The organism is Pseudomonas sp. S2_F03, from assembly GCF_054668335.1.
In genome coordinates this window covers 4,127,659-4,146,063 of sequence record NZ_CP162759.1, presented here as the reverse complement: position 1 = coordinate 4,146,063, position 18,405 = coordinate 4,127,659, and the positions used below count along the sequence as shown (strand labels likewise).

The 18,405-nt window shown below is 59.0% G+C and carries 18 protein-coding genes and 1 pseudogene; 9 read left to right on the top strand and 10 right to left on the bottom strand.

The features are described from left to right. Positions 1-19: 19 nt before the first annotated feature. The gene (gene lptG / locus AB4N76_RS19330) at positions 20-1,081 is read right to left on the bottom strand and encodes an LPS export ABC transporter permease LptG (protein ID WP_046028996.1); all 1,062 of its coding nucleotides are present in this window, start codon (positions 1,079-1,081) and stop codon (positions 20-22) included. Further along, the gene (gene lptF / locus AB4N76_RS19325; RefSeq protein ID WP_046028995.1) at positions 1,074-2,192 is read right to left on the bottom strand and encodes an LPS export ABC transporter permease LptF; all 1,119 of its coding nucleotides are present in this window, start codon (positions 2,190-2,192) and stop codon (positions 1,074-1,076) included. Before lptF ends, lptG begins: the two co-directional genes overlap by 8 nt. A 307-nt stretch (positions 2,193-2,499) precedes the next feature. On the opposite strand from lptF, the gene AB4N76_RS19320 reads away from it, so the two are divergent. From AB4N76_RS19320 to rlmF, 5 genes and pseudogenes are all read left to right on the top strand, one after another. Continuing rightward, positions 2,500-3,990, top strand: a complete 1,491-nt coding sequence (locus AB4N76_RS19320) for a leucyl aminopeptidase (RefSeq protein WP_046028994.1) — start codon at positions 2,500-2,502, stop codon at positions 3,988-3,990. A gap of 60 nt (positions 3,991-4,050) precedes the next feature. Further along, positions 4,051-4,479 (top strand): DNA polymerase III subunit chi, encoded by a 429-nt coding sequence (locus tag AB4N76_RS19315; RefSeq protein WP_046028993.1) that lies wholly within the window; start codon positions 4,051-4,053, stop codon positions 4,477-4,479. Positions 4,480-4,487: 8 nt separating this feature from the next. Beyond that, on the top strand, positions 4,488-4,877 hold the full coding sequence (locus AB4N76_RS19310; protein WP_046028992.1) for a hypothetical protein: 390 nt from the start codon (positions 4,488-4,490) through the stop codon (positions 4,875-4,877). A gap of 222 nt (positions 4,878-5,099) precedes the next feature. Beyond that, entirely contained in the window at positions 5,100-7,946 is a 2,847-nt protein-coding gene (locus AB4N76_RS19305) for a valine--tRNA ligase (RefSeq protein WP_046028991.1), read from the top strand. 245 nt (positions 7,947-8,191) lie between these two features. Continuing rightward, positions 8,192-9,213, top strand: a pseudogene (rlmF, locus tag AB4N76_RS19300) (23S rRNA (adenine(1618)-N(6))-methyltransferase RlmF). Positions 9,214-9,419: 206 nt separating this feature from the next. Here rlmF and AB4N76_RS19295 read toward each other — a convergent pair. Then, complete coding sequence (locus AB4N76_RS19295; protein ID WP_007905514.1) at positions 9,420-9,701, bottom strand: HU family DNA-binding protein; 282 nt, start codon at positions 9,699-9,701, stop codon at positions 9,420-9,422. Positions 9,702-10,095: 394 nt separating this feature from the next. Between AB4N76_RS19295 and yejK the strand changes: the two genes are divergently transcribed. Further along, positions 10,096-11,100 carry a nucleoid-associated protein YejK gene (yejK, locus tag AB4N76_RS19290; protein WP_007944833.1) on the top strand — a complete coding sequence of 335 codons (1,005 nt, stop codon included), beginning with the start codon at positions 10,096-10,098 and terminating at the stop codon, positions 11,098-11,100. Continuing rightward, positions 11,100-11,450 carry a glutaredoxin family protein gene (locus tag AB4N76_RS19285; protein ID WP_046028989.1) on the top strand — a complete coding sequence of 117 codons (351 nt, stop codon included), beginning with the start codon at positions 11,100-11,102 and terminating at the stop codon, positions 11,448-11,450. Before yejK ends, AB4N76_RS19285 begins: the two co-directional genes overlap by 1 nt. 119 nt (positions 11,451-11,569) lie before the next feature. Here the strand turns inward: AB4N76_RS19285 and AB4N76_RS19280 are convergent, their stop codons facing one another. The 5 genes from AB4N76_RS19280 to AB4N76_RS19260 all read right to left on the bottom strand — a co-directional run bounded on the left by AB4N76_RS19280 (position 11,570) and on the right by AB4N76_RS19260 (position 15,497). Next, positions 11,570-12,505 carry a glutathione S-transferase family protein gene (locus AB4N76_RS19280; protein WP_046028987.1) on the bottom strand — a complete coding sequence of 312 codons (936 nt, stop codon included), beginning with the start codon at positions 12,503-12,505 and terminating at the stop codon, positions 11,570-11,572. A gap of 88 nt (positions 12,506-12,593) precedes the next feature. Next, entirely contained in the window at positions 12,594-12,914 is a 321-nt protein-coding gene (locus AB4N76_RS19275; RefSeq protein ID WP_460163404.1) for a GIY-YIG nuclease family protein, read from the bottom strand. Positions 12,915-12,953: 39 nt separating this feature from the next. Beyond that, the gene (locus tag AB4N76_RS19270) at positions 12,954-13,424 is read right to left on the bottom strand and encodes a nuclear transport factor 2 family protein (protein ID WP_046028983.1); all 471 of its coding nucleotides are present in this window, start codon (positions 13,422-13,424) and stop codon (positions 12,954-12,956) included. 113 nt (positions 13,425-13,537) lie between these two features. Continuing rightward, positions 13,538-14,848, bottom strand: a complete 1,311-nt coding sequence (locus AB4N76_RS19265) for a CynX/NimT family MFS transporter (RefSeq protein ID WP_460163403.1) — start codon at positions 14,846-14,848, stop codon at positions 13,538-13,540. Next, a complete protein-coding gene (locus tag AB4N76_RS19260; RefSeq protein ID WP_046028979.1) occupies positions 14,838-15,497 on the bottom strand; it encodes a FadR/GntR family transcriptional regulator in 660 nt (219 codons plus the stop codon). Before AB4N76_RS19260 ends, AB4N76_RS19265 begins: the two co-directional genes overlap by 11 nt. A gap of 167 nt (positions 15,498-15,664) precedes the next feature. Between AB4N76_RS19260 and AB4N76_RS19255 the strand changes: the two genes are divergently transcribed. Both AB4N76_RS19255 and AB4N76_RS19250 read left to right on the top strand, forming a co-directional pair. Beyond that, positions 15,665-15,976 (top strand): type II toxin-antitoxin system MqsR family toxin, encoded by a 312-nt coding sequence (locus AB4N76_RS19255; RefSeq protein WP_046028977.1) that lies wholly within the window; start codon positions 15,665-15,667, stop codon positions 15,974-15,976. Continuing rightward, positions 15,973-16,461, top strand: coding sequence for a type II toxin-antitoxin system MqsA family antitoxin (locus AB4N76_RS19250; protein ID WP_077430829.1), 489 nt, complete (start codon positions 15,973-15,975; stop codon positions 16,459-16,461). The genes AB4N76_RS19255 and AB4N76_RS19250 overlap by 4 nt, the downstream gene beginning before the upstream one ends. 66 nt (positions 16,462-16,527) lie before the next feature. Here AB4N76_RS19250 and AB4N76_RS19245 read toward each other — a convergent pair whose 3' ends face one another. Further along, positions 16,528-17,292: an amino acid ABC transporter ATP-binding protein gene (locus AB4N76_RS19245; RefSeq protein WP_007944823.1), complete on the bottom strand. Its 765-nt coding sequence runs from the start codon at positions 17,290-17,292 to the stop codon at positions 16,528-16,530. 10 nt (positions 17,293-17,302) lie between these two features. After that, entirely contained in the window at positions 17,303-18,400 is a 1,098-nt protein-coding gene (locus AB4N76_RS19240) for an amino acid ABC transporter permease (RefSeq protein WP_046028973.1), read from the bottom strand. Positions 18,401-18,405 lie beyond the last annotated feature (5 nt).

Here is an 18,405-nt window from a genome sequence, read left to right as displayed (position 1 = left end):
CGACAGGAGAGGCCCGTAATCAACCGGCCCGGCGCAACAGCCAGACACCGGCCAGGGCACAGACACCGGCCGGGATCAGCACCGCAAACAGCGGCGAGAAACCGAACACCAGGCTCGAAGGCCCCAGCAAATCCTGGACGATACGGAAGGTGAACCCCACCAGTACGCCGGTGAATACTCGCTGACCGAGGGTCACCGAGCGCAAAGGACCGAAGATGAATGAGATCGCCATCAGGACCAGCGCGGCGGTGACCAACGGCTGCAATACCTTGACCCAAAACGCCAGCCAGTAACGGCCGTTGCTCAAGCCCTGGTCTGCCAGGTAGTGGATGTAACCCCACAGGCCGGAGATCGACAGCGACTCTGGCGCCATGACCACGGTATCCAACAACTGCGGGCTCAGGGCGATTTCCCAGCGCTCGACCGGCGTCGTCACCACTTCGGTGCTTTTTTCATGGAACACCGTGGTCGTGACGTCGGATAGCTGCCAGTGATCCTTGTCGAACTCGGCACGCTTGGCGAAGCTCGATGACAGCATGTGCCGCTCGTTATCAAAGCGATACCGCGTCACGCCATACAGCAGGCCGTTGGGCTGCACGGAGTTGACGTGAATGAACTCCTCGCCCTGGCGATGCCACAGGCCGTGCTTGGCGCTTTGCGCATCGCCGCTGCCTTGAGCCAGCGAGCGATTGGCCTGAGCCGTCACTTCGGTGGCCGGCGCGACGTATTCTCCGATCAGCACGCCTACGGCCATCAGGATCAGCATCGGTTTCATGACCGCCCAGACGATCCGGCCGATCGACACGCCAGCGGCGCGCATGATGGTCAGCTCACTGTTGCTGGCCAGGCTGCCCAGACCAATCAGGCATCCGATCAGCGCGGCCATTGGCAACATGTCGTAAAGACGGCGCGGCGCCGTCAGAAAGACGTAACTGGCAGCATCAAGCAAGGTGTAGGTATCGCTGATTTCCCCCATCTCATCGATGAAGGCGAACAGTGTCGCCAGGCCGAGAATGATCCCCAGTACGGCCAGAATGGCCATGAACACGCTGCTACCGATGTAGCGATCGAGCTTAACCACGAGCCACCTCCAACGCGCTGCGGCGACTCGCCATTTTCAAGCGCAACGGCTCCCAGTACAGCAACCCGAGACCAATGATCAGGAACAACCCGTGAACCCACCACAACCCCAGGGCAGCCGGAATCTTGCCCTTATCAAGGGCACCGCGGGCGGCAATCAGGATGGTCAGGTAAGCCATATAAAGAAGAATCGCCGGCAGCAACTTGAGGAAGCGACCCTGGCGCGGATTGACTCGCGCCAACGGCACCGCCATCAGAGTCACAATGAAAACCAGCAACGGCAGGGACAGCCGCCATTGCAGCTCAGCGCGCAAGCGAGTGTCGTCGCTGCCCATCAATGAACGGGTAGACATTGCATCACGGTCGGTTACTTCGTCGCTGACGTCCGGTTTTGGCAGCAGCACGCCATATTCGTCGTATTTGATCGCACGATAGTCAGCCTGCCCCGGATTACCGTCGTAGCGATAACCGTTGTCGAGAATCAGGTAGCGGTTGCCGTCCGGGCGGATTTCCTGACGGCCTTTTTCAGCCACCAGCACGGAAATCCCGCGATCCTTCTGGTCAGAGTTGGTGTTTTTTTGCGAAATAAACACGCCGCCCAGTTTGATGCGGTCATCTGTCAGCGTTTCGGTGTAGGTCACGCGGGTTCCGTCACGCAGGGCCTGGAAGCGACCCGGCTCGAGGGTGTCGAACTCCGTCAGCGCGTCCTGCTTGTTCAGCAGCAACTGGAACTGATTGGCACCTTGTGGCGCCAGGCTCAGGCTCAACCACGCCACCACCAGCGCAACCAGCGTGGCCGGAAACAGCGTCATGGCGAGCAGACGCTGCTGACTCATACCGGTAGCCGACAGCACCGTCATTTCGCTTTCAAGGTACAGGCGACCGTACGCCAGCAAGATCCCGAGAAACAGGCCCAGAGGCAGGATCAACTGCAGGAAGCCTGGCAGACGGAATCCCATGATCAGGAACAGAGAGCCGGGATCCAGCAGGCCAGCGGCCGCTTGTGCGAGGTATTTGATAAAGCGACCGCTCATGATGATGACCAGCAGCACGGCGCTGACGGCGCTCAAGGTCAACAGGACTTCGCGGGATAGATAACGGAAGACAATCAAACCAGACACTCCAGGGTTGTCAGGCTAAGGCGGCCAAACAAGCAAACGTATCAGGCGACCCACAGGACAGGGCCGCCGAAAAAGATGGCGCATTATCCTGTGATTGAGTGCGCCTGTCACTGCGCATGCTCAAGCTGGCGGTCAATGCGTTGAAGATCGTACAACCGAGGGTTGTCAGGCGCAGGGAGCGAGGTTCAAACTGCGGCCTTTGTCGCAGGCCGTGACCTGCGTCTTCCATCTATATAAGCAAGCGTCTGTGCGTCGCCGTTTTGCCCACGCACGTTGACCATTATTCAGGGACCCGGACATGGAACTGGTTGTAAAAAGCGTTAGCCCAGAAACGTTGAAGACCGCCACTCTGGTCGTCGCCGTCGGCGAAGGCCGCAAACTCGGTGTCGTGGCCAAACAACTGGACGAATTGAGCGGCGGTGCGATCAGCGCTGTACTCAAGCGTGGCGACCTCGCCGGCAAAGTCGGCCAGAGCCTGTTGCTGCACAGCCTGCCGAACCTGAAGGCCGAGCGCGTTCTGTTGGTAGGCGTGGGCAAGGACGAAGAACTGGGCGACCGCCCGTTCCGCAAAATCATTGCCGGCGTACTCAACACCCTCAAAGGCCTGGGCGGCAGCGATGCGGTACTGGCCCTGGATGAAGTCGTGGTCAAAGGCCGCGACAGCTACGGCAAGACCCGCTTGCTGGCGGAAACCCTGGTGGACGGCGAATACAGCTTCGACCAGTTCAAGAGCCAGAAAGCCGAACCCCGCGCCCTGAAGAAAGTCACCTTGCTGACCATCAAGGCTGCACAGGCTGAAGTCGAGCGCGCCGTGGCCCACGCCACTGCCATCGCCAACGGCATGGCCTTCACCCGTAACCTGGGCAACCTGCCGCCAAACATCTGCCACCCGACGTTCCTCGGCGAACAGGCCAAGAACCTCGGTAAAGAATTCAAGACCCTGAAAGTCGAAGTCCTTGATGAAAAGAAGATCAAGGAACTGGGCATGGGTTCGTTCTACGCCGTCGGCCAGGGCAGCGCCCAGCCACCGCGCCTGATCGTCATGCAATACAACGGCGGCAAGAAATCCGAGAAGCCATACGCGCTGGTCGGCAAAGGCATCACCTTTGACACGGGCGGCATCAGCCTCAAGCCTGGCTTGGGCATGGATGAAATGAAGTACGACATGGGCGGCGCCGCCAGCGTATTCGGTACCCTGCGCGCCGTGCTTGAGCTGAAACTGCCGATCAACCTGGTGTGCATTCTGGCCTGCGCCGAGAACATGCCGAGCGGCAACGCTTCGCGCCCGGGCGACATCGTCACCACCATGAGCGGCCAAACCGTGGAAATCCTCAACACCGACGCCGAAGGCCGTCTGGTGCTGTGCGACGCGCTGACCTACTCCGAGCGTTTCAAGCCACAAGCGGTGATCGATATCGCCACCCTGACCGGCGCTTGCGTCGTTGCCCTGGGCGCCCACACCTCGGGCCTGCTGGGCAACAACGACGAACTGATCGGCCAATTGCTCAGCGCCGGCAAGGCTGCCGACGACCGCGCCTGGCAACTGCCGCTGTTCGATGAATACCAGGAGCAACTGGACAGCCCGTTCGCCGACATCGCCAACATTGGCGGCCCGAAAGCCGGGACCATCACCGCTGCCTGCTTCCTGTCGCGCTTCACCAAGAACCTGAACTGGGCACACCTGGATATCGCCGGCACCGCATGGACCAGCGGCGGCAAGGACAAGGGCGCCACTGGCCGTCCGGTTCCATTGCTGACCCAATACCTGCTGGACCGCGCCAAAGCCTGAAACCGATGACCCTGAACGGCGTCACTTTAGGGTGACGCCGGTCAAGGCTCAGGAACCGCAATGACCAAAGTCGACTTCTATATCCTGCCCAGCGCCGATCCTTCGGCTCGGCTGGATTTCGCCTGCAAGCTCACCGAAAAAGCCTGGCGCATGGGCCACCGCATTTACTTGCACTGCAGCGATGCCGCCCAGCGCGAGGAGCTCGATGCACGTTTGTGGGCATTCAAGGGCGAAAGCTTCGTGCCTCATGGTCCTGCCGAAAGCGAACCGCAGAGTTTGATTGTGCTGGGGCTTGGCGATGACTGCGGTCAGCACCAGGATCTACTGGTCAATCTCGATCTGAAAGTGCCGGCATTCGCCAACAAATTCGCCCGCGTGGCGGAAGTGGTGGTGGAAGAGCCGACGATTCGTGCGGCTGCGCGGGAGAGTTTCCGTTTCTACCGCGAACAGGGCTATCCTCTGCAAGACCACCGTTTACAGCGACTCTGAGCATTCCGATGGACACTCCGAAACCGCAACAACAGTCCGCGCACCTGCTGGACGACCTCGAGTCGATCCGCCAACTGCTCGGCGATGACAACCTGCAACCACCGCTGCTGACCGACACGGTCGTTGACGGTGACCAGGAGCAGATTCCCATGTTGTTCGAATCTGTCGACAACGCGCCACAGCCCGTCGAACCCCCTTCACCGCCAGCCGCAGCCGCGCAACCATCACCGCCCCCGAGCAAAGGTCCCGACGCCCTGCTGCATCTGGACAGCGAATTGCGCGCTGCCGCGCTGTTGATCATGCAGGACGTGATCGACGACTTCGCCCCGCACATCGAAACCGAAATCAAACGCCGGCTGGATGCGCGGATGGAACGGTTGCTGAGCCAGTACGAATAACACCACCATTCCAATGTGGGAGCGGGCTTGCTCGCGAAAGCGGTTTCACATTCAGCATCGTTGCTGACTGGAAGACCGTATTCGCGAGCAAGCCCGCTCCCACATTGGATCTATGGTGCTGCTGGTGGTCAGGTTCATCCCGCGATCAACTCGCCCTCTGCCCCTTGCCCCGCTATACTTGCCGGCTTTTCCTGAATAAATGCCAATAGGGTCCCGCCGCGCATGGATAAGACCTACCAGCCGCACGCCATTGAAGCTTCCTGGTACAACACCTGGGAGTCAGAGAATTACTTCGCCCCGCAAGGCGCGGGCGAGTCCTACACCATCATGATCCCGCCGCCGAACGTCACCGGCAGCCTGCACATGGGTCACGGCTTCAACAACGCGATCATGGACGCCCTGATCCGTTTCCGCCGCATGCAGGGTCGCAACACCCTGTGGCAGCCGGGCACCGACCACGCCGGTATCGCCACCCAAATGCTGGTGGAACGCCAACTCGAAGCTCAAGGCCAGAATCGTCACGATCTGGGCCGCGAGAAGTTCCTAGAGAAAGTCTGGGAGTGGAAAGATCAGTCCGGCGGCAACATCAGCCGTCAGATCCGCCGCCTCGGCTCGTCCGTGGATTGGAGCCGTGAGCGCTTCACCATGGACGACGGCCTCTCGGAAGCCGTAAAAGAAGCCTTCGTACGCCTGCACGAAGACGGTTTGATCTACCGCGGCAAGCGTCTGGTCAACTGGGACACCAAGCTGCACACCGCGATTTCCGACCTTGAAGTGGAAAACCACGACGAGAAAGGTTTCCTGTGGAACCTCAAATACCCGCTGGCCGACGGCGTAAAAACCGCGGAAGGCAATGACTTTCTGATCGTCGCGACCACTCGCCCGGAAACCATGCTCGGCGACGCCGCCGTGGCCGTTAACCCGAACGACGAACGCTACAAAGCCCTGATCGGCAAATTTGTCGAGCTGCCTCTGGTTGGCCGCCGCATTCCGATCATCGCCGACGATTACTGCGACCCTGAATTCGGCACCGGCTGCGTGAAAATCACCCCGGCCCACGATTTCAACGACTACGAAGTCGGCAAACGCCACAACCTGCCGCTGCTGAACATCTTCGACAAGAACGCGGCCGTACTGCCGGCCTGCCAGGTGTTCAACCTCGACGGCACGCTGAACGACAGCATCGACGGCAAGATCCCGGCCGAGTACGCCGGCCTCGACCGTTTCGAAGCGCGCAAGCAAATCGTTGCTGCATTCGACGCTGCAGGCCTGCTGGTCAGCGTCAACGATCACGCCCTGAAAGTGCCGAAAGGCGACCGTTCCGGCACCATCATCGAGCCGTGGCTGACCGACCAGTGGTACGTGTCGACTAAGCCATTGGCCGAGCCGGCCATCGCCGCCGTTGAAGACGGCCGCATCGCCTTCGTGCCAAAACAGTACGAGAACATGTACTTCTCGTGGATGCGTGACATCCAGGATTGGTGCATCAGCCGTCAGCTGTGGTGGGGCCACCGGATTCCGGCCTGGTACGACGAGTCGGGCAAAGTCTACGTCGGTCGCGACGAAGCCGAAGTTCGCGCCAAGAACAACCTCGGTCCGGACGTTGTACTGCAACAGGACAACGACGTTCTCGACACCTGGTTCAGCTCGGGGTTGTGGACCTTCTCCACACTCGGCTGGCCTGAGCAGACCGAATTCCTGAAGAAATTCCACTCCACCGACGTGCTGGTGACGGGCTTCGACATCATTTTCTTCTGGGTTGCCCGGATGATCATGCTCACCATGCACTTGGTGAAAAACGAAGACGGCACACCACAGGTTCCGTTCAAGACCGTCTATGTTCACGGCCTAGTGCGTGATGGCCAAGGCCAGAAAATGTCCAAGTCCAAGGGCAACGTCCTGGACCCACTGGACATCATCGACGGCATCGAGCTGGAAGAGCTGGTGCAGAAACGCACCTCCGGCATGATGCAGCCGAAACTGGCGAAGAAGATCGAGAAGCAGACCCGCGAGGAGTTCGCCGACGGCATCGCCAGCTATGGCACCGACGCCCTGCGTTTCACCTTCTGCTCGCTGGCGTCCACCGGTCGTGACATCAAGTTCGACATGGGCCGCGTTGAAGGCTATCGCAACTTCTGCAACAAGATCTGGAACGCCGCGCGCTATGTTCTGGACAAGGGCGAAGACTGCGGCCAGAACGGCGAAGCCTTTGAGCTGTCCCTGGCGGATCGCTGGATCATTTCGCAGTTGCAACGCACCGAAGCCGAAGTGACCCGTCAACTCGACCAGTTCCGCTTCGACCTGGCGGCACAAGCCTTGTACGAGTTCATCTGGAACCAGTATTGCGACTGGTACCTGGAACTCTCCAAGCCTGTGTTGTGGGACGAGAACGCACCGGTCGAACGCCAGCGTGGCACCCGTCGCACGCTGGTTCGGGTACTGGAAGTTGCGTTGCGCCTGGCGCACCCGTTCATGCCATTCATCACCGAAGAAATCTGGCAGCGCCTGGCGCCGCTGGCCGGTATCGAAGGCAAGACGATCATGCTGCAACCTTGGCCAGTGGCTAACGAAGCACGCATTGATCAGGCCGCCGAAGATGACATCGAATGGCTCAAGGGCTTGATGCTCGGCACGCGCAACATCCGTGGCGAAATGAACATTGGCCCAGGCAAGCCGCTGCCATTGTTCCTGAAGAATGTCAGCGCCGAAGACCAGCGTCGCCTCACCGAGAACGATGCCCTGCTGAAGAAACTGGCGCGTCTCGAATCGATCACTGTTCTGGCTGCCGGCGAAGAAGCACCGCTGTCCGCCACGGCACTGGTTGGCGAGATGGAAGTGCTGGTACCAATGGCCGGCCTCATCGACAAAGGTGCGGAACTGGCGCGTCTGGACAAGGAAATCCAGCGTTTGCAAGGTGAAGTGCAACGCGTCGGCGGCAAGCTGTCCAACGCTGGCTTCGTCGACAAGGCCCCGGCCGAAGTGATCGACAAGGAGCGCGCCAAACTGGCTGAAGCCGAACAGGCTTTGAGCAAGTTGGCCGAGCAGCATGCGCGGATTGCCAGCCTGTAACGGCAAATCGCAATGAAAAAGGGAGGCCCGCAACGGCCTCCCTTTTTTGTGCCCGCCCCTTTCCCTAATCCACCAAAAATCCCTGTGGGAGCGGGCTTGCCCGCGATGGCGGAGTATCAGAAAACCACTTTATACCCTGACACACCGCCATCGCAGGCAAGCCAGCTCCCACAGGAAAGCTTTTCAATGCGAGGAATGTGGGACAATACCCCCCACTTTTAGCCATACCCGAATCGACCTCGCCCATGAACGCCCCCCGCACACCTAGACCTGCGCGTAAAAGCCTGACACCGCGACCCCGGCCAAAGCCGTGGAACCGCGCGAAAAAGCCAGCCTTCACCCGCGCAACCGCCATCAGGGTCGTTACGACTTCCCGGCGCTGATCAAAACCACGCCGGAACTGGCGAAGTACGTGATCATCAACCCGTACGGCAAAGAAAGCATTGACTTCGCCAGCCCCGATGCGGTGCGTGTGTTCAACCGGGCGTTGCTCAAGTCGTTCTATGGCATCGCGCATTGGGACATCCCGGCTGATTACCTGTGCCCACCGGTTCCGGGTCGTGCCGACTACGTGCACTTCCTCGCCGACCTGTTGGCCAGCGTCAATGACGGTGAAATCCCTCGCGGCGCGCCAGTCAAAGTGCTCGATATCGGCATGGGCGCCAACTGCGTTTATCCGTTGATCGGCTACAGCGACTACCGCTGGCACTTCCTCGGCTCGGAAATCGATCCGACGGCCGTGGCCGCTGCCAAAGCCATCGTGCAGTCCAACGGGCTGAACAAAGCCATCCAGCTGCGCCAGCAAACCAACCCCAAGCACATTCTGCTGGGCCTGCTGGAGCCGGGCGAACGTTTTGACCTGACCATGTGCAACCCGCCGTTCCACGCCTCGATGGACGAAGCGACCAAGGGCAGCGAGCGTAAGTGGCGCGCCTTGGGCCGTGCCGACCCGAAACGTAAATTGCCGGTGCTGAACTTCGGCGGACAATCGGCTGAGCTGTGGTGCGAAGGGGGCGAGGCGCGGTTTGTCACGCAACTGATCGCCGAGAGCGCCCATTTCCAACACAAAGTGCTGTGGTTCAGCACCCTGGTGTCGAAGGCTTCAAATCTGCCAGCGATCCAGACCGCCTTGAAAAAGGCCGGCGTCCTGGAAAGCCAGGTGGTGGAAATGTCCCAAGGACAAAAGCAAAGCCGCTTCGTTGCCTGGACCTTCCAGACAAAATCCGAACAGCAAGTGTGGCGCGAGCGCTGGGTTAAAAAAAGCTGATTACCTGACCGCCGCAAATCAAATGTGGGAGCGGGCTTGCTCGCGAAGGCGGTGGGTCAGTCGACTTCAATGGTGACTGACCCACCGCTTTCGCGAGCAAGCCCGCTCCTACATTGGTTTAGCGGTGCTGCAGGACAATCGCTGAATCGCAGACACAAAAAAACCGTGCCCGGATTGCTCCGGAGCACGGTTTTTTTTAACAAGTCTTACTTGTTAACAGCGTCGGTCAGGCCTTTGGCCACAACCAGCTTGATAACTTTCTTGGCAGCGATTTCGATGGCAGCGCCAGTCGAAGGGTTACGGCCAGTACGGGCAGGACGCTCAGTCACTTTCAGTTTGCCGATACCTGGCAGAGTGATTTCGCCGCCGTTTTCCAGCTGATCAGCAACGATTTGGCCCAGTTGGTCCAGAGCGTTACGCGCGGTGGTTTTTGGCGCGTCGATGGCTTCAGCGATGTCGGCGATCAGTTGGTCTTTAGTAAGAGCCATGTAGTGTTCCTTCCCTATCAAATTCATATGGATTGCAGAGTGCAGTGTCAGCCATCGAGCCCGATCTTCTGGATCTGGCACCCTCGGCCAATAACCACTGGATCGGGGTTATAGATACCGAAATCAGGGTTTGGTTCGACCTGACAAATGCTGAATGCACGCTTAACGCAGTGACTTCGCGTAAGACGGGGCAAAACTAGCACAGAGACGGGGAAATATCCGCCTCTAGCTACCCATTTGGTCAGCTTTATTGCTCTAAATCGGGAAAAAAACGCATAAGCACCGTCGGTCGCCCGGGATTTGCCCTTCATGCCGCGCCAAAACCAGTGGTTGCGGTACACTTGGCACTTTTTCGGGGAGCACGCCCTCCTCTCTTCATTCAGCCGAGAAGCCCATGCCGATCCGTCATTGCATCGTCCACCTGATCGACAAAAAACCCGACGGCACACCCGCAGTTCTTCACGCCCGCGACTCTGAACTCGCCGAGTCGAGCGCGATCGAGAACATGCTTGCCGACCTCAATGAGAGCTACAACGCCAAACAAGGCAAGGCGTGGGGGTTTTTCCATGCCGAATCCGGCGCGCACCCGTTCAGCGGCTGGCTGAAGGAATACTTCGAGGGCGGCAAGGACTTCACGGCGTTCAGCCGGGTGGCAGTAGAGCACCTGCAAAAGCTGATGGAAGAGTCGAACCTCTCGGTGGGCGGCCACGTGCTGTTTGCCCATTACCAACAAGGCATGACCGATTACCTGGCCATCGCGCTCCTGCACCACAGTGAAGGCGTTGCAGTGACCGATCAGCTGGATGTCACCCCGTCCCGCCATCTGGATTTGGGCCAATTGCACCTCGCGGCGCGGATCAACGTGTCCGAGTGGCAGAACAACAAGCAATCCAAGCAGTACATTTCGTTCATCAAAGGCAAGAACGGGAAAAAGGTTTCGGAGTATTTCCGCGACTTCATCGGTTGCCAGGAAGGTGTCGACGGCCCTGGTGAAACCCGCACTTTGCTCAAAGCCTTCAGCGACTTCGTGGAAAGTGAAGATTTGCCGGAGGAGTCTGCCCGCGAGAAGACCAAGACCCTGGTCGATTACGCCAGCAGCCAGGCCAAACTCGGTGAGCCCATGGGCCTGGAAGAACTCTCGGAGCTGATCGACGAAGAGCGCCCGAAAGCCTTCTACGATCACATCCGTAACAAGGACTACGGCCTGTCCCCGGAAATCCCGGCGGACAAACGCACCCTGAACCAGTTCCGCCGCTTCACTGGCCGCGCCGAAGGCTTGTCGATCAGCTTCGAAGCACACCTGCTGGGTTCGAAGATCGAGTACGACGAAGAAGCCGGCACGCTGATCATCAAAGGCCTGCCCACCCAACTGACCGACCAGCTCAAGCGACGCAACTGATGCTGAACAGCATCCTGAAGAAATTCCTGCTGATCGTGTTGGTGGTCGTGGTCTACCAGAACTGGGGCAAGATCGAGCGGGTGTTCAACCCCTCACAAGTCGTGTCAGAGCAGACGCAGGCCAAGGCCAACGTCGTGCTCTACGCGACCGACTGGTGCGGCTACTGCAAGCTGACCCGGCGTTTTCTCGACCAGAAAGGTATTCCGTACAAGGAATTCGACATCGAGAAAGATGCCGAGGCGCGCAAGGCTTATGAAGCCTTGGGGGGTGGCGGAATTCCGATCATCGACGTGAATGGTACGTTGATTCGCGGGTATGACCCGGATGCGATCCTCGCCGCATTGAAGTAACTCTTCGCCTCACACAATTCCTGTAGGAGCCTGGCTTGCCCGCGATGGCCGCGACTCGGTCTAACAGTCACACCGCGTAATCGTTCATCGCGGGCAAGCCACGCTCCCACAGGGGCAGGTCAGTGTTTCTCGATGCGGAATCCGAACCGTGGAAAGTGCACATGCACCACGCCGCCACGCTCGTCTTCACGACGCAGAATCAATTCCTCGCTGCCCGCGAACACTAATTCCCCGGCCACCGGATCAACGCCATAATCGGTTGCGGCAATGACCACCTGCTGGCCCGCCTCAAATCCATTGGGCTCATCGAACTGCTCATCCGGCAGTGCCGCTGGCGTGCTATTGCGCGCGATCTCCAGCGCCTCTTCGGAGGTCATCTCGCTGAAGGCACCGTGCCCGAAACCCAATACTCGCGCGTGCCACGCGGCAACCGCCGGGTAAGCATCCACCAGCGGTGCAGTGACCGGGGTGGCTTTGAGGAACCAGAGGCAATGCGCCAGGGCGAAGTCGGCAATCGACGGTTCGCCGAACAGGAAGTCACCCTGCTCGCGCTGCAATTGCAGCTCCAGCCGCGACATGATCGTGGGCCACTGGTGCCGCGCCTGCTCGGCGGACAATCGGGTCGCACTACCGCCACTGAACAATCCAGCGCGGTCAGCGAGAAACGCCTTGATTGCTTCCGGCGACAACCTGCCAAATCTGACGGCGATCGATTCCGGCTGAAACACCAGGCTGACCGCATGCTGGAACACCACCGAATCGGCCCATGCAGCGAGGGTCGCGGCAATCATTTCCTGACCTTCCGGGAAGAACGCCGGCAAGGCTTTTTCCTGTTCCAGTCGACGGGCGATCAGCGACGTGTCGCAGTAAATATCCGCCCCGATCTGCAATACCGGCGTCTTGCGGTAACCGCCCGTCAACGCCGTCAGATCGGGTTTTGGCATCACCGGCGAGATGTTCACCGAGCGCCAGGACAGCCCCTTGAAGCCCAATAACAGACGGGCCTTTTCGGCAAAGGGGGACGTCGGGTAATGGTGAAGAATCAACTCGGACATGCTCGGCTCCGCCGCACGGATTAGGAATCCGCAGCTTAGCGCGCAATCCGCACGCGGCCTACAGATCTGCCTGATGGGAACCTATCAGTCAGGTTGATAAGCCCGCAGCAGCGCTCGCCACCAGACATTCCTTGGCACTTTTCTTGAGTTTTTTGATCAGCCGTTCCTGTCGTAGCGCTTCGCTTTTATCGCGACAGATTTCGGTGTAGACCAAGGCCATGGCAGGGCTGGACAGGAAAAACCGCGCGCCCTTGCCGCTCTGGTGAGTGGCGAAGCGACGCACGGGATCGTCGCTGATCCCGCAGTAGAGCGAGCCATTGGCCGCACGAACGAGGTAGACGAACCAGGGTTTGCTGACGGGCAGCGCCGGCTCGGCGGCAATGTCGGAAGATTCGCTCTGGGTGTTCACGTGACGATCAAGGCTTGTAGGAAACAAGCCGCGATCTTATCAGCGACTGGCCTGGAATGCCTTCAGCCCCTTCAGGGCTTGCGCACGCACGGCGTTTCTGACCAGAGGTGTCCAGCCCAGAATCAGCCCTTTGAAACCCAGCGCCTGGCGGGACCAGGTCCACAGGTCGAAGCTGTCGTGATGTTCGCAAATCTTGCCATCGCGAAATATGAAGCGGGCCTGAATGTCGTTGACCACGGTGTTGCCAGTCTGGCTGAACAGATACGTCGCGACCCAATGCGCACCGCCGGTGCGCTCGTCGGCCCGCACGTTATCGAACGTCAGGGAGAAATCCTTCGCCCGAGTGGTGAGCATGCGCCACATGTCGCCGGCGTCGCGGCCGCGCAGTTCACCGAACGCCGGATCACTGAACACCACGTCGTCGGTATAGCAGGCACTCATGGCCTCGGCATCCAGACGCTGGAAAGCTTGATAGAACCGGGTGATCAATTCGTTGTGGGCATCACTCATGGGCAGACTCCCTGTGCTTGCAAAATGGCCTTGAAAGATTGCCTGCACGATAGTCTGCAACGGAGCGAAACACTATCGGCATTCGCGGGCCGAATACCGACAGTGCGCAGGCGTCAGATTTTTTCGCTTTCGACTCGAACGTACAGCGAACGTCCTGCACCGAGCCCGGCAATAATCGCACCGAGACCAATCACGCCAAAGATCCAACCCAGCGCCGTCCAGCCGCCGGTCCAGTCATGCACGATACCCACCGCGAACGGTCCCATTGATGCCAGGGTGTAGCCGAACCCCTGGGCCATGCTCGACAGGTTGGCCGCGACATGCGAGTCCCGCGAGCGCAGCACAATGAGGGTCAACGCCAGGCTGAACGTGGCACCCTGCCCCAGACCGAGCAGAATCGCCCAGCCCCACAGGCCTTCAATCGGCGCATACAGACAGCCGAACAGGCCGCCGAGGGTCATCAGCATCACCACCACAATCGCCAGGCGCTGATCCTTGCCGCGTGTCGCCAGCCAAGGCGCCGCCAGTGAACTGACCAACTGAACAATCACCGAACCTGACAGCACCAGACCGGCTTGTGTCGGCGTCAGGCCACGGCCGATCAGGATCGACGGCAACCAGCCAAACACGATGTAGGCCAGGGAGGATTGCAGCCCCATGTACAAGGTCACTTGCCACGCCAACGGATCACGCAGTAGCCCGCGAACCCGGTAAGCGACATTGTGTGCACCGTGTTTCTGGCCGCCCACTTGCGGCAACCAGAAGATCGCCGCGATCAATGCTGGCAACACCCAGAAGCCAAGACCCAAGGCCCAGCTTTTGTCGAAATGCTCGCTCAGTGGCACGGTCGCACCTGCGGCCATCGCCGCCCCCAGACACAAAGCCATGGTGTAGACACCGGTCATGGTGCCGGCCTGTTTCGGGAAATCTCGCTTGACGATACCGGGCAACAAAACACCGATCACACCAATGCTCGCACCAGCCAGCACACTGCCGGCGAACAAGCCTGTCTGGCCAAATGAGCTGCGCAAAATGATCCCGCCCGCCAGCATCAGCAGAATGCCCAACACCACCCGCTCGGCACCAAACCGTCGCGCCAGCACCGGCGCCAACGGCGCGAACAAGCCGAGGCACAGCACCGGTAAAGTCGTCAGCAGGCCGGCCTGGGCAGCCGACAAACCGAGGGTCTTCGAGACCTCGCTGAGCATCGGCGCCATGCTCGACAACGCCGGGCGCAAGTTCAACGCCACCAGGATCAGACCCAGTAACAACAGCCATGGCCGGCGCAGTATCGGGTGACTTTGCTGGACTTGTTCGTCATCCGCTTCGGCGTCGATCAGCAGCTCTTCGAGCTCCGTCGTGCGCTTGGATTGGGCGAGGTTGTTTTCGCTGCTGGACATGGGCTTCCCGGTTTCAAGGTTCATTGATCAACTGCCTCGACAAGGCTTTGGCCCGCTCCGGGTCACGTTGTTCGACGGCATCCAGCAGCTCGATATGCAGGTCGAATACTTCCTGGCGTCGCGGGGTGATATTCAGGGTCTGGCGCAATTGCGCGCCGATGACGCTGGAGAAATAGCGATACAGCTCGCTGAGCGTCGGGTTGTGCGCGGCATCCACCAGACGGCGGTGGAAGACCAGGTCGCAGGCGATGTAACTGTCGAGATCGCCGTGGTAATGACGGCCGCTGACGCCGAGTGCCTCGCGCAACGCCACCAGGTCTTCATCCGTTCTGCGTAACGCAGCGAGACCGATGGCTTCAACTTCGAGGATGTGCCGCGTTTCGCGGGCCTGCTCATGGGAGCAGCGGGACAAGGCTTTCATCGTGTCCAACGGATCGATCACGGCCCGCAGGTAACTGCCGTCGCCCTGGCGGATTTCGATCAAGCCTGAAAATGCCAACACGCGCATGGCTTCACGCACGGTATTGCGGCTGATGCCCAGCTCGGTCGCCAGTTCCGGTTCGGTGGGTAGACGTTGGCCGACGACCCAGACGCCTTGCGTGATGCGAAGGCGTAACTGGTCCAGCGCTTGGTCGACCAAGGATCGCTTGGTCAATGGAGAAATGTCTGACATGGAATTCGCCCTTTCATCCAATCATAGGATGAATTTTCTGACATGTTAGTCAGCTACCTGTAGGACGGCAACCGCCTACGGTCAGAGAGAAGGAAATGGAGCGGGATTTTCGATTGGTCAAAATTACCCTTTAAGGGTAATTTCAGGGATAGGGTTCACAGCTTCTTATGGAAAAGAACACACCCCACTACGCCTTGTCAGTCATCAAGGACGAGGTAAGAAGGCAAGGAGCCAAAGCGTTTACTCAAGTCGCATTGAGATCTGGCACGCAATTGGGATTGCACCTGCGAGATATGGAATCAATCATTTGCTCGCTGGAACGCCGAATGCTCTACAAGTCAATGACGTGCTACTCCGATCACCGAAGGTGGCAGGATGTTTACCACACTACATTTCGTGAAATGGAGCTCTACATCAAAGTGACCTACTGCCCCAACGGTGGGCCCCCGGTGATCTCTTTCAAGGAGCGGAACTTATGAACACGCGGCAATGCATGAGTTGTGGCACTCGACATGCCATGCAACATTTCGAAGGTCGCAGCCTCAGTGTCGACTACAAGAACGTATCACGCTGGGTGCACGATATCGCCGGCTGGGAGTGCAAGGTATGCGGTGAAATCATTTTCGATAATGAAACTGACAGCGCCGAGCGCTATTCCGACGCTGGCGATAAATTGCTCGAAGACTGCTTTCAGACCATGGGCGCGGAGATGAAACGCATCCGCCGAAAATTACATCTCACGCAGAAGGAAGCGGTGAAGCAGCTTTCCGGTGCTGGCCACAATGCGTTCTCACGTTACGAACGCGGCGAACTTCCCCCACCTCAAGCGTTATTCACGCTAATGCGTCTGTTGGATCGTCATCCGCATTTACTTGCTGAAATACAAGCGATGAACGAAGGCACTGACTTGAGGCGATTGCTCGCTGCTCGATTCCCGGAACAGGAAACAGTATTGGCGTCCTGACCTCAAACCCCAGCCAAAAAATAAACCCGGAACACTGTCCGGGTTTATTTTACTGCCTGGCTTCGATCAATGCAGGATCTGGCTCAGGAACATCTTGGTCCGCTCATTCTGCGGGTTATCGAAGAAGTCGTTCGGCGCGGCCTGTTCGACGATTTCACCCTTATCCATGAAGATCACGCGATTGGCCACGGTACGGGCGAAGCCCATTTCGTGGGTTACGCAGAGCATGGTCATGCCGTCTTCAGCCAGGCCGATCATGGTGTCCAGCACCTCTTTCACCATCTCGGGGTCGAGCGCGGAAGTGGGTTCATCGAACAGCATGATTTTCGGTTTCATGCACAGCGCGCGGGCAATCGCCACACGCTGTTGCTGACCACCGGACAGTTGCCCCGGGAATTTATGCGCCTGCTCCGGAATGCGTACGCGCTCCAGGTAATGCATGGCGATTTCCTCGGCCTGGCGCTTGGGCATTTTGCGTACCCACATCGGCGCCAAGGTGCAGTTCTGCAGGATGGTCAGGTGCGGAAACAGATTGAAGTGCTGGAACACCATGCCGACTTCACGGCGCACCGACTCGATCTGCTTGAGGTCGTTGGTCAGTTCCACGCCATCGACCACGATGCGCCCCTGCTGGTGTTCTTCCAGACGGTTGAGGCAACGGATGGTGGTGGATTTGCCCGAACCCGACGGGCCGCACAACACAATACGCTCGCCCTGTTTCACGTTCAGGTTGATGTCTTTCAACACGTGAAACTGGCCATACCACTTGTTCACGCCCTGCATCTGAATAATGCCTTCAGGGCTCACAGGCTTTTTGATTGCTTCGCTCATTACAGAACTCCTAACGCTTGTGGCCAGTGTCGAGCTTGCGTTCCAGATGCATGGAATAGCGCGACATACCAAAACAGAAAATCCAGAACACCAGGGCCGCGAACACATAACCTTCAGTAGCCATGCCCAGCCATTTCGGGTCGGCGGCGGCTTGTTTGACGCTGTTTAGCAGGTCGAACAGGCCGATGATGATCACCAGGCTGGTGTCCTTGAACAGCGCAATGAAGGTGTTGACGATGCCGGGAATGACCAGCTTCAGGGCTTGCGGCAGGATCACCAGGCCCATGCTGCGCCAGTAACCGAGGCCCATCGCGGCAGCCGCTTCGTACTGACCTTTTGGAATCGCTTGCAGACCACCGCGCACCACTTCGGCCACATAGGCCGACTGGAACAGGATCACGCCGATCAGCGCCCGCAACAGTTTGTCGAAGCTCATGCCTTCAGGCAGGAACAACGGCAGCATCACCGACGACATGAACAGCACCGTGATCAACGGCACGCCGCGCCAGAATTCGATGAAGGTCACGCAGACCACGCGAATCGCCGGCATGTTCGACCGACGGCCCAACGCCAGGACAATCCCCAGCGGCAACGCACCGGCAATCCCCACGGTGGCGATCACCAGGGTCAGCATCAGCCCGCCCCACTGGCTGGTTGCCACGTTGGTCAAGCCGAAGATGCCGCCATGCAACAGGAAGTAGGCAATGATCGGGTACAGCACCAGGAAGCTCAGCGCGTATACCGCTTTACGGTGAAAGCGCGAGATGAACAACGGTGCAATGCCGATGACGGCCAGCCACACGGTCAGGTCCACGCGCCAGCGCAGTTCCGGTGGGTAGTAGCCGTACATGAACTGACCAAAACGCTGTTGGATAAACACCCAGCAGGCGCCTTCCTTGGTGCAGTCGGCGCGGGTCGTGCCCACCCAGTTGGCGTCGAGGATGGCCCAGTTCAGGATCGGTGGGACGACCAGGTAAATCAGGTAAAACGCGAACAGGGTCAGCAAGGTGTTGAGCCAGCTGGAAAACATGTTCGCGCGCATCCATGCGACCACACCGATGCTGCTGCTCGGTGGAGGCATGTCAGGTTTGAAAGTATGAGTACTCATGCGCT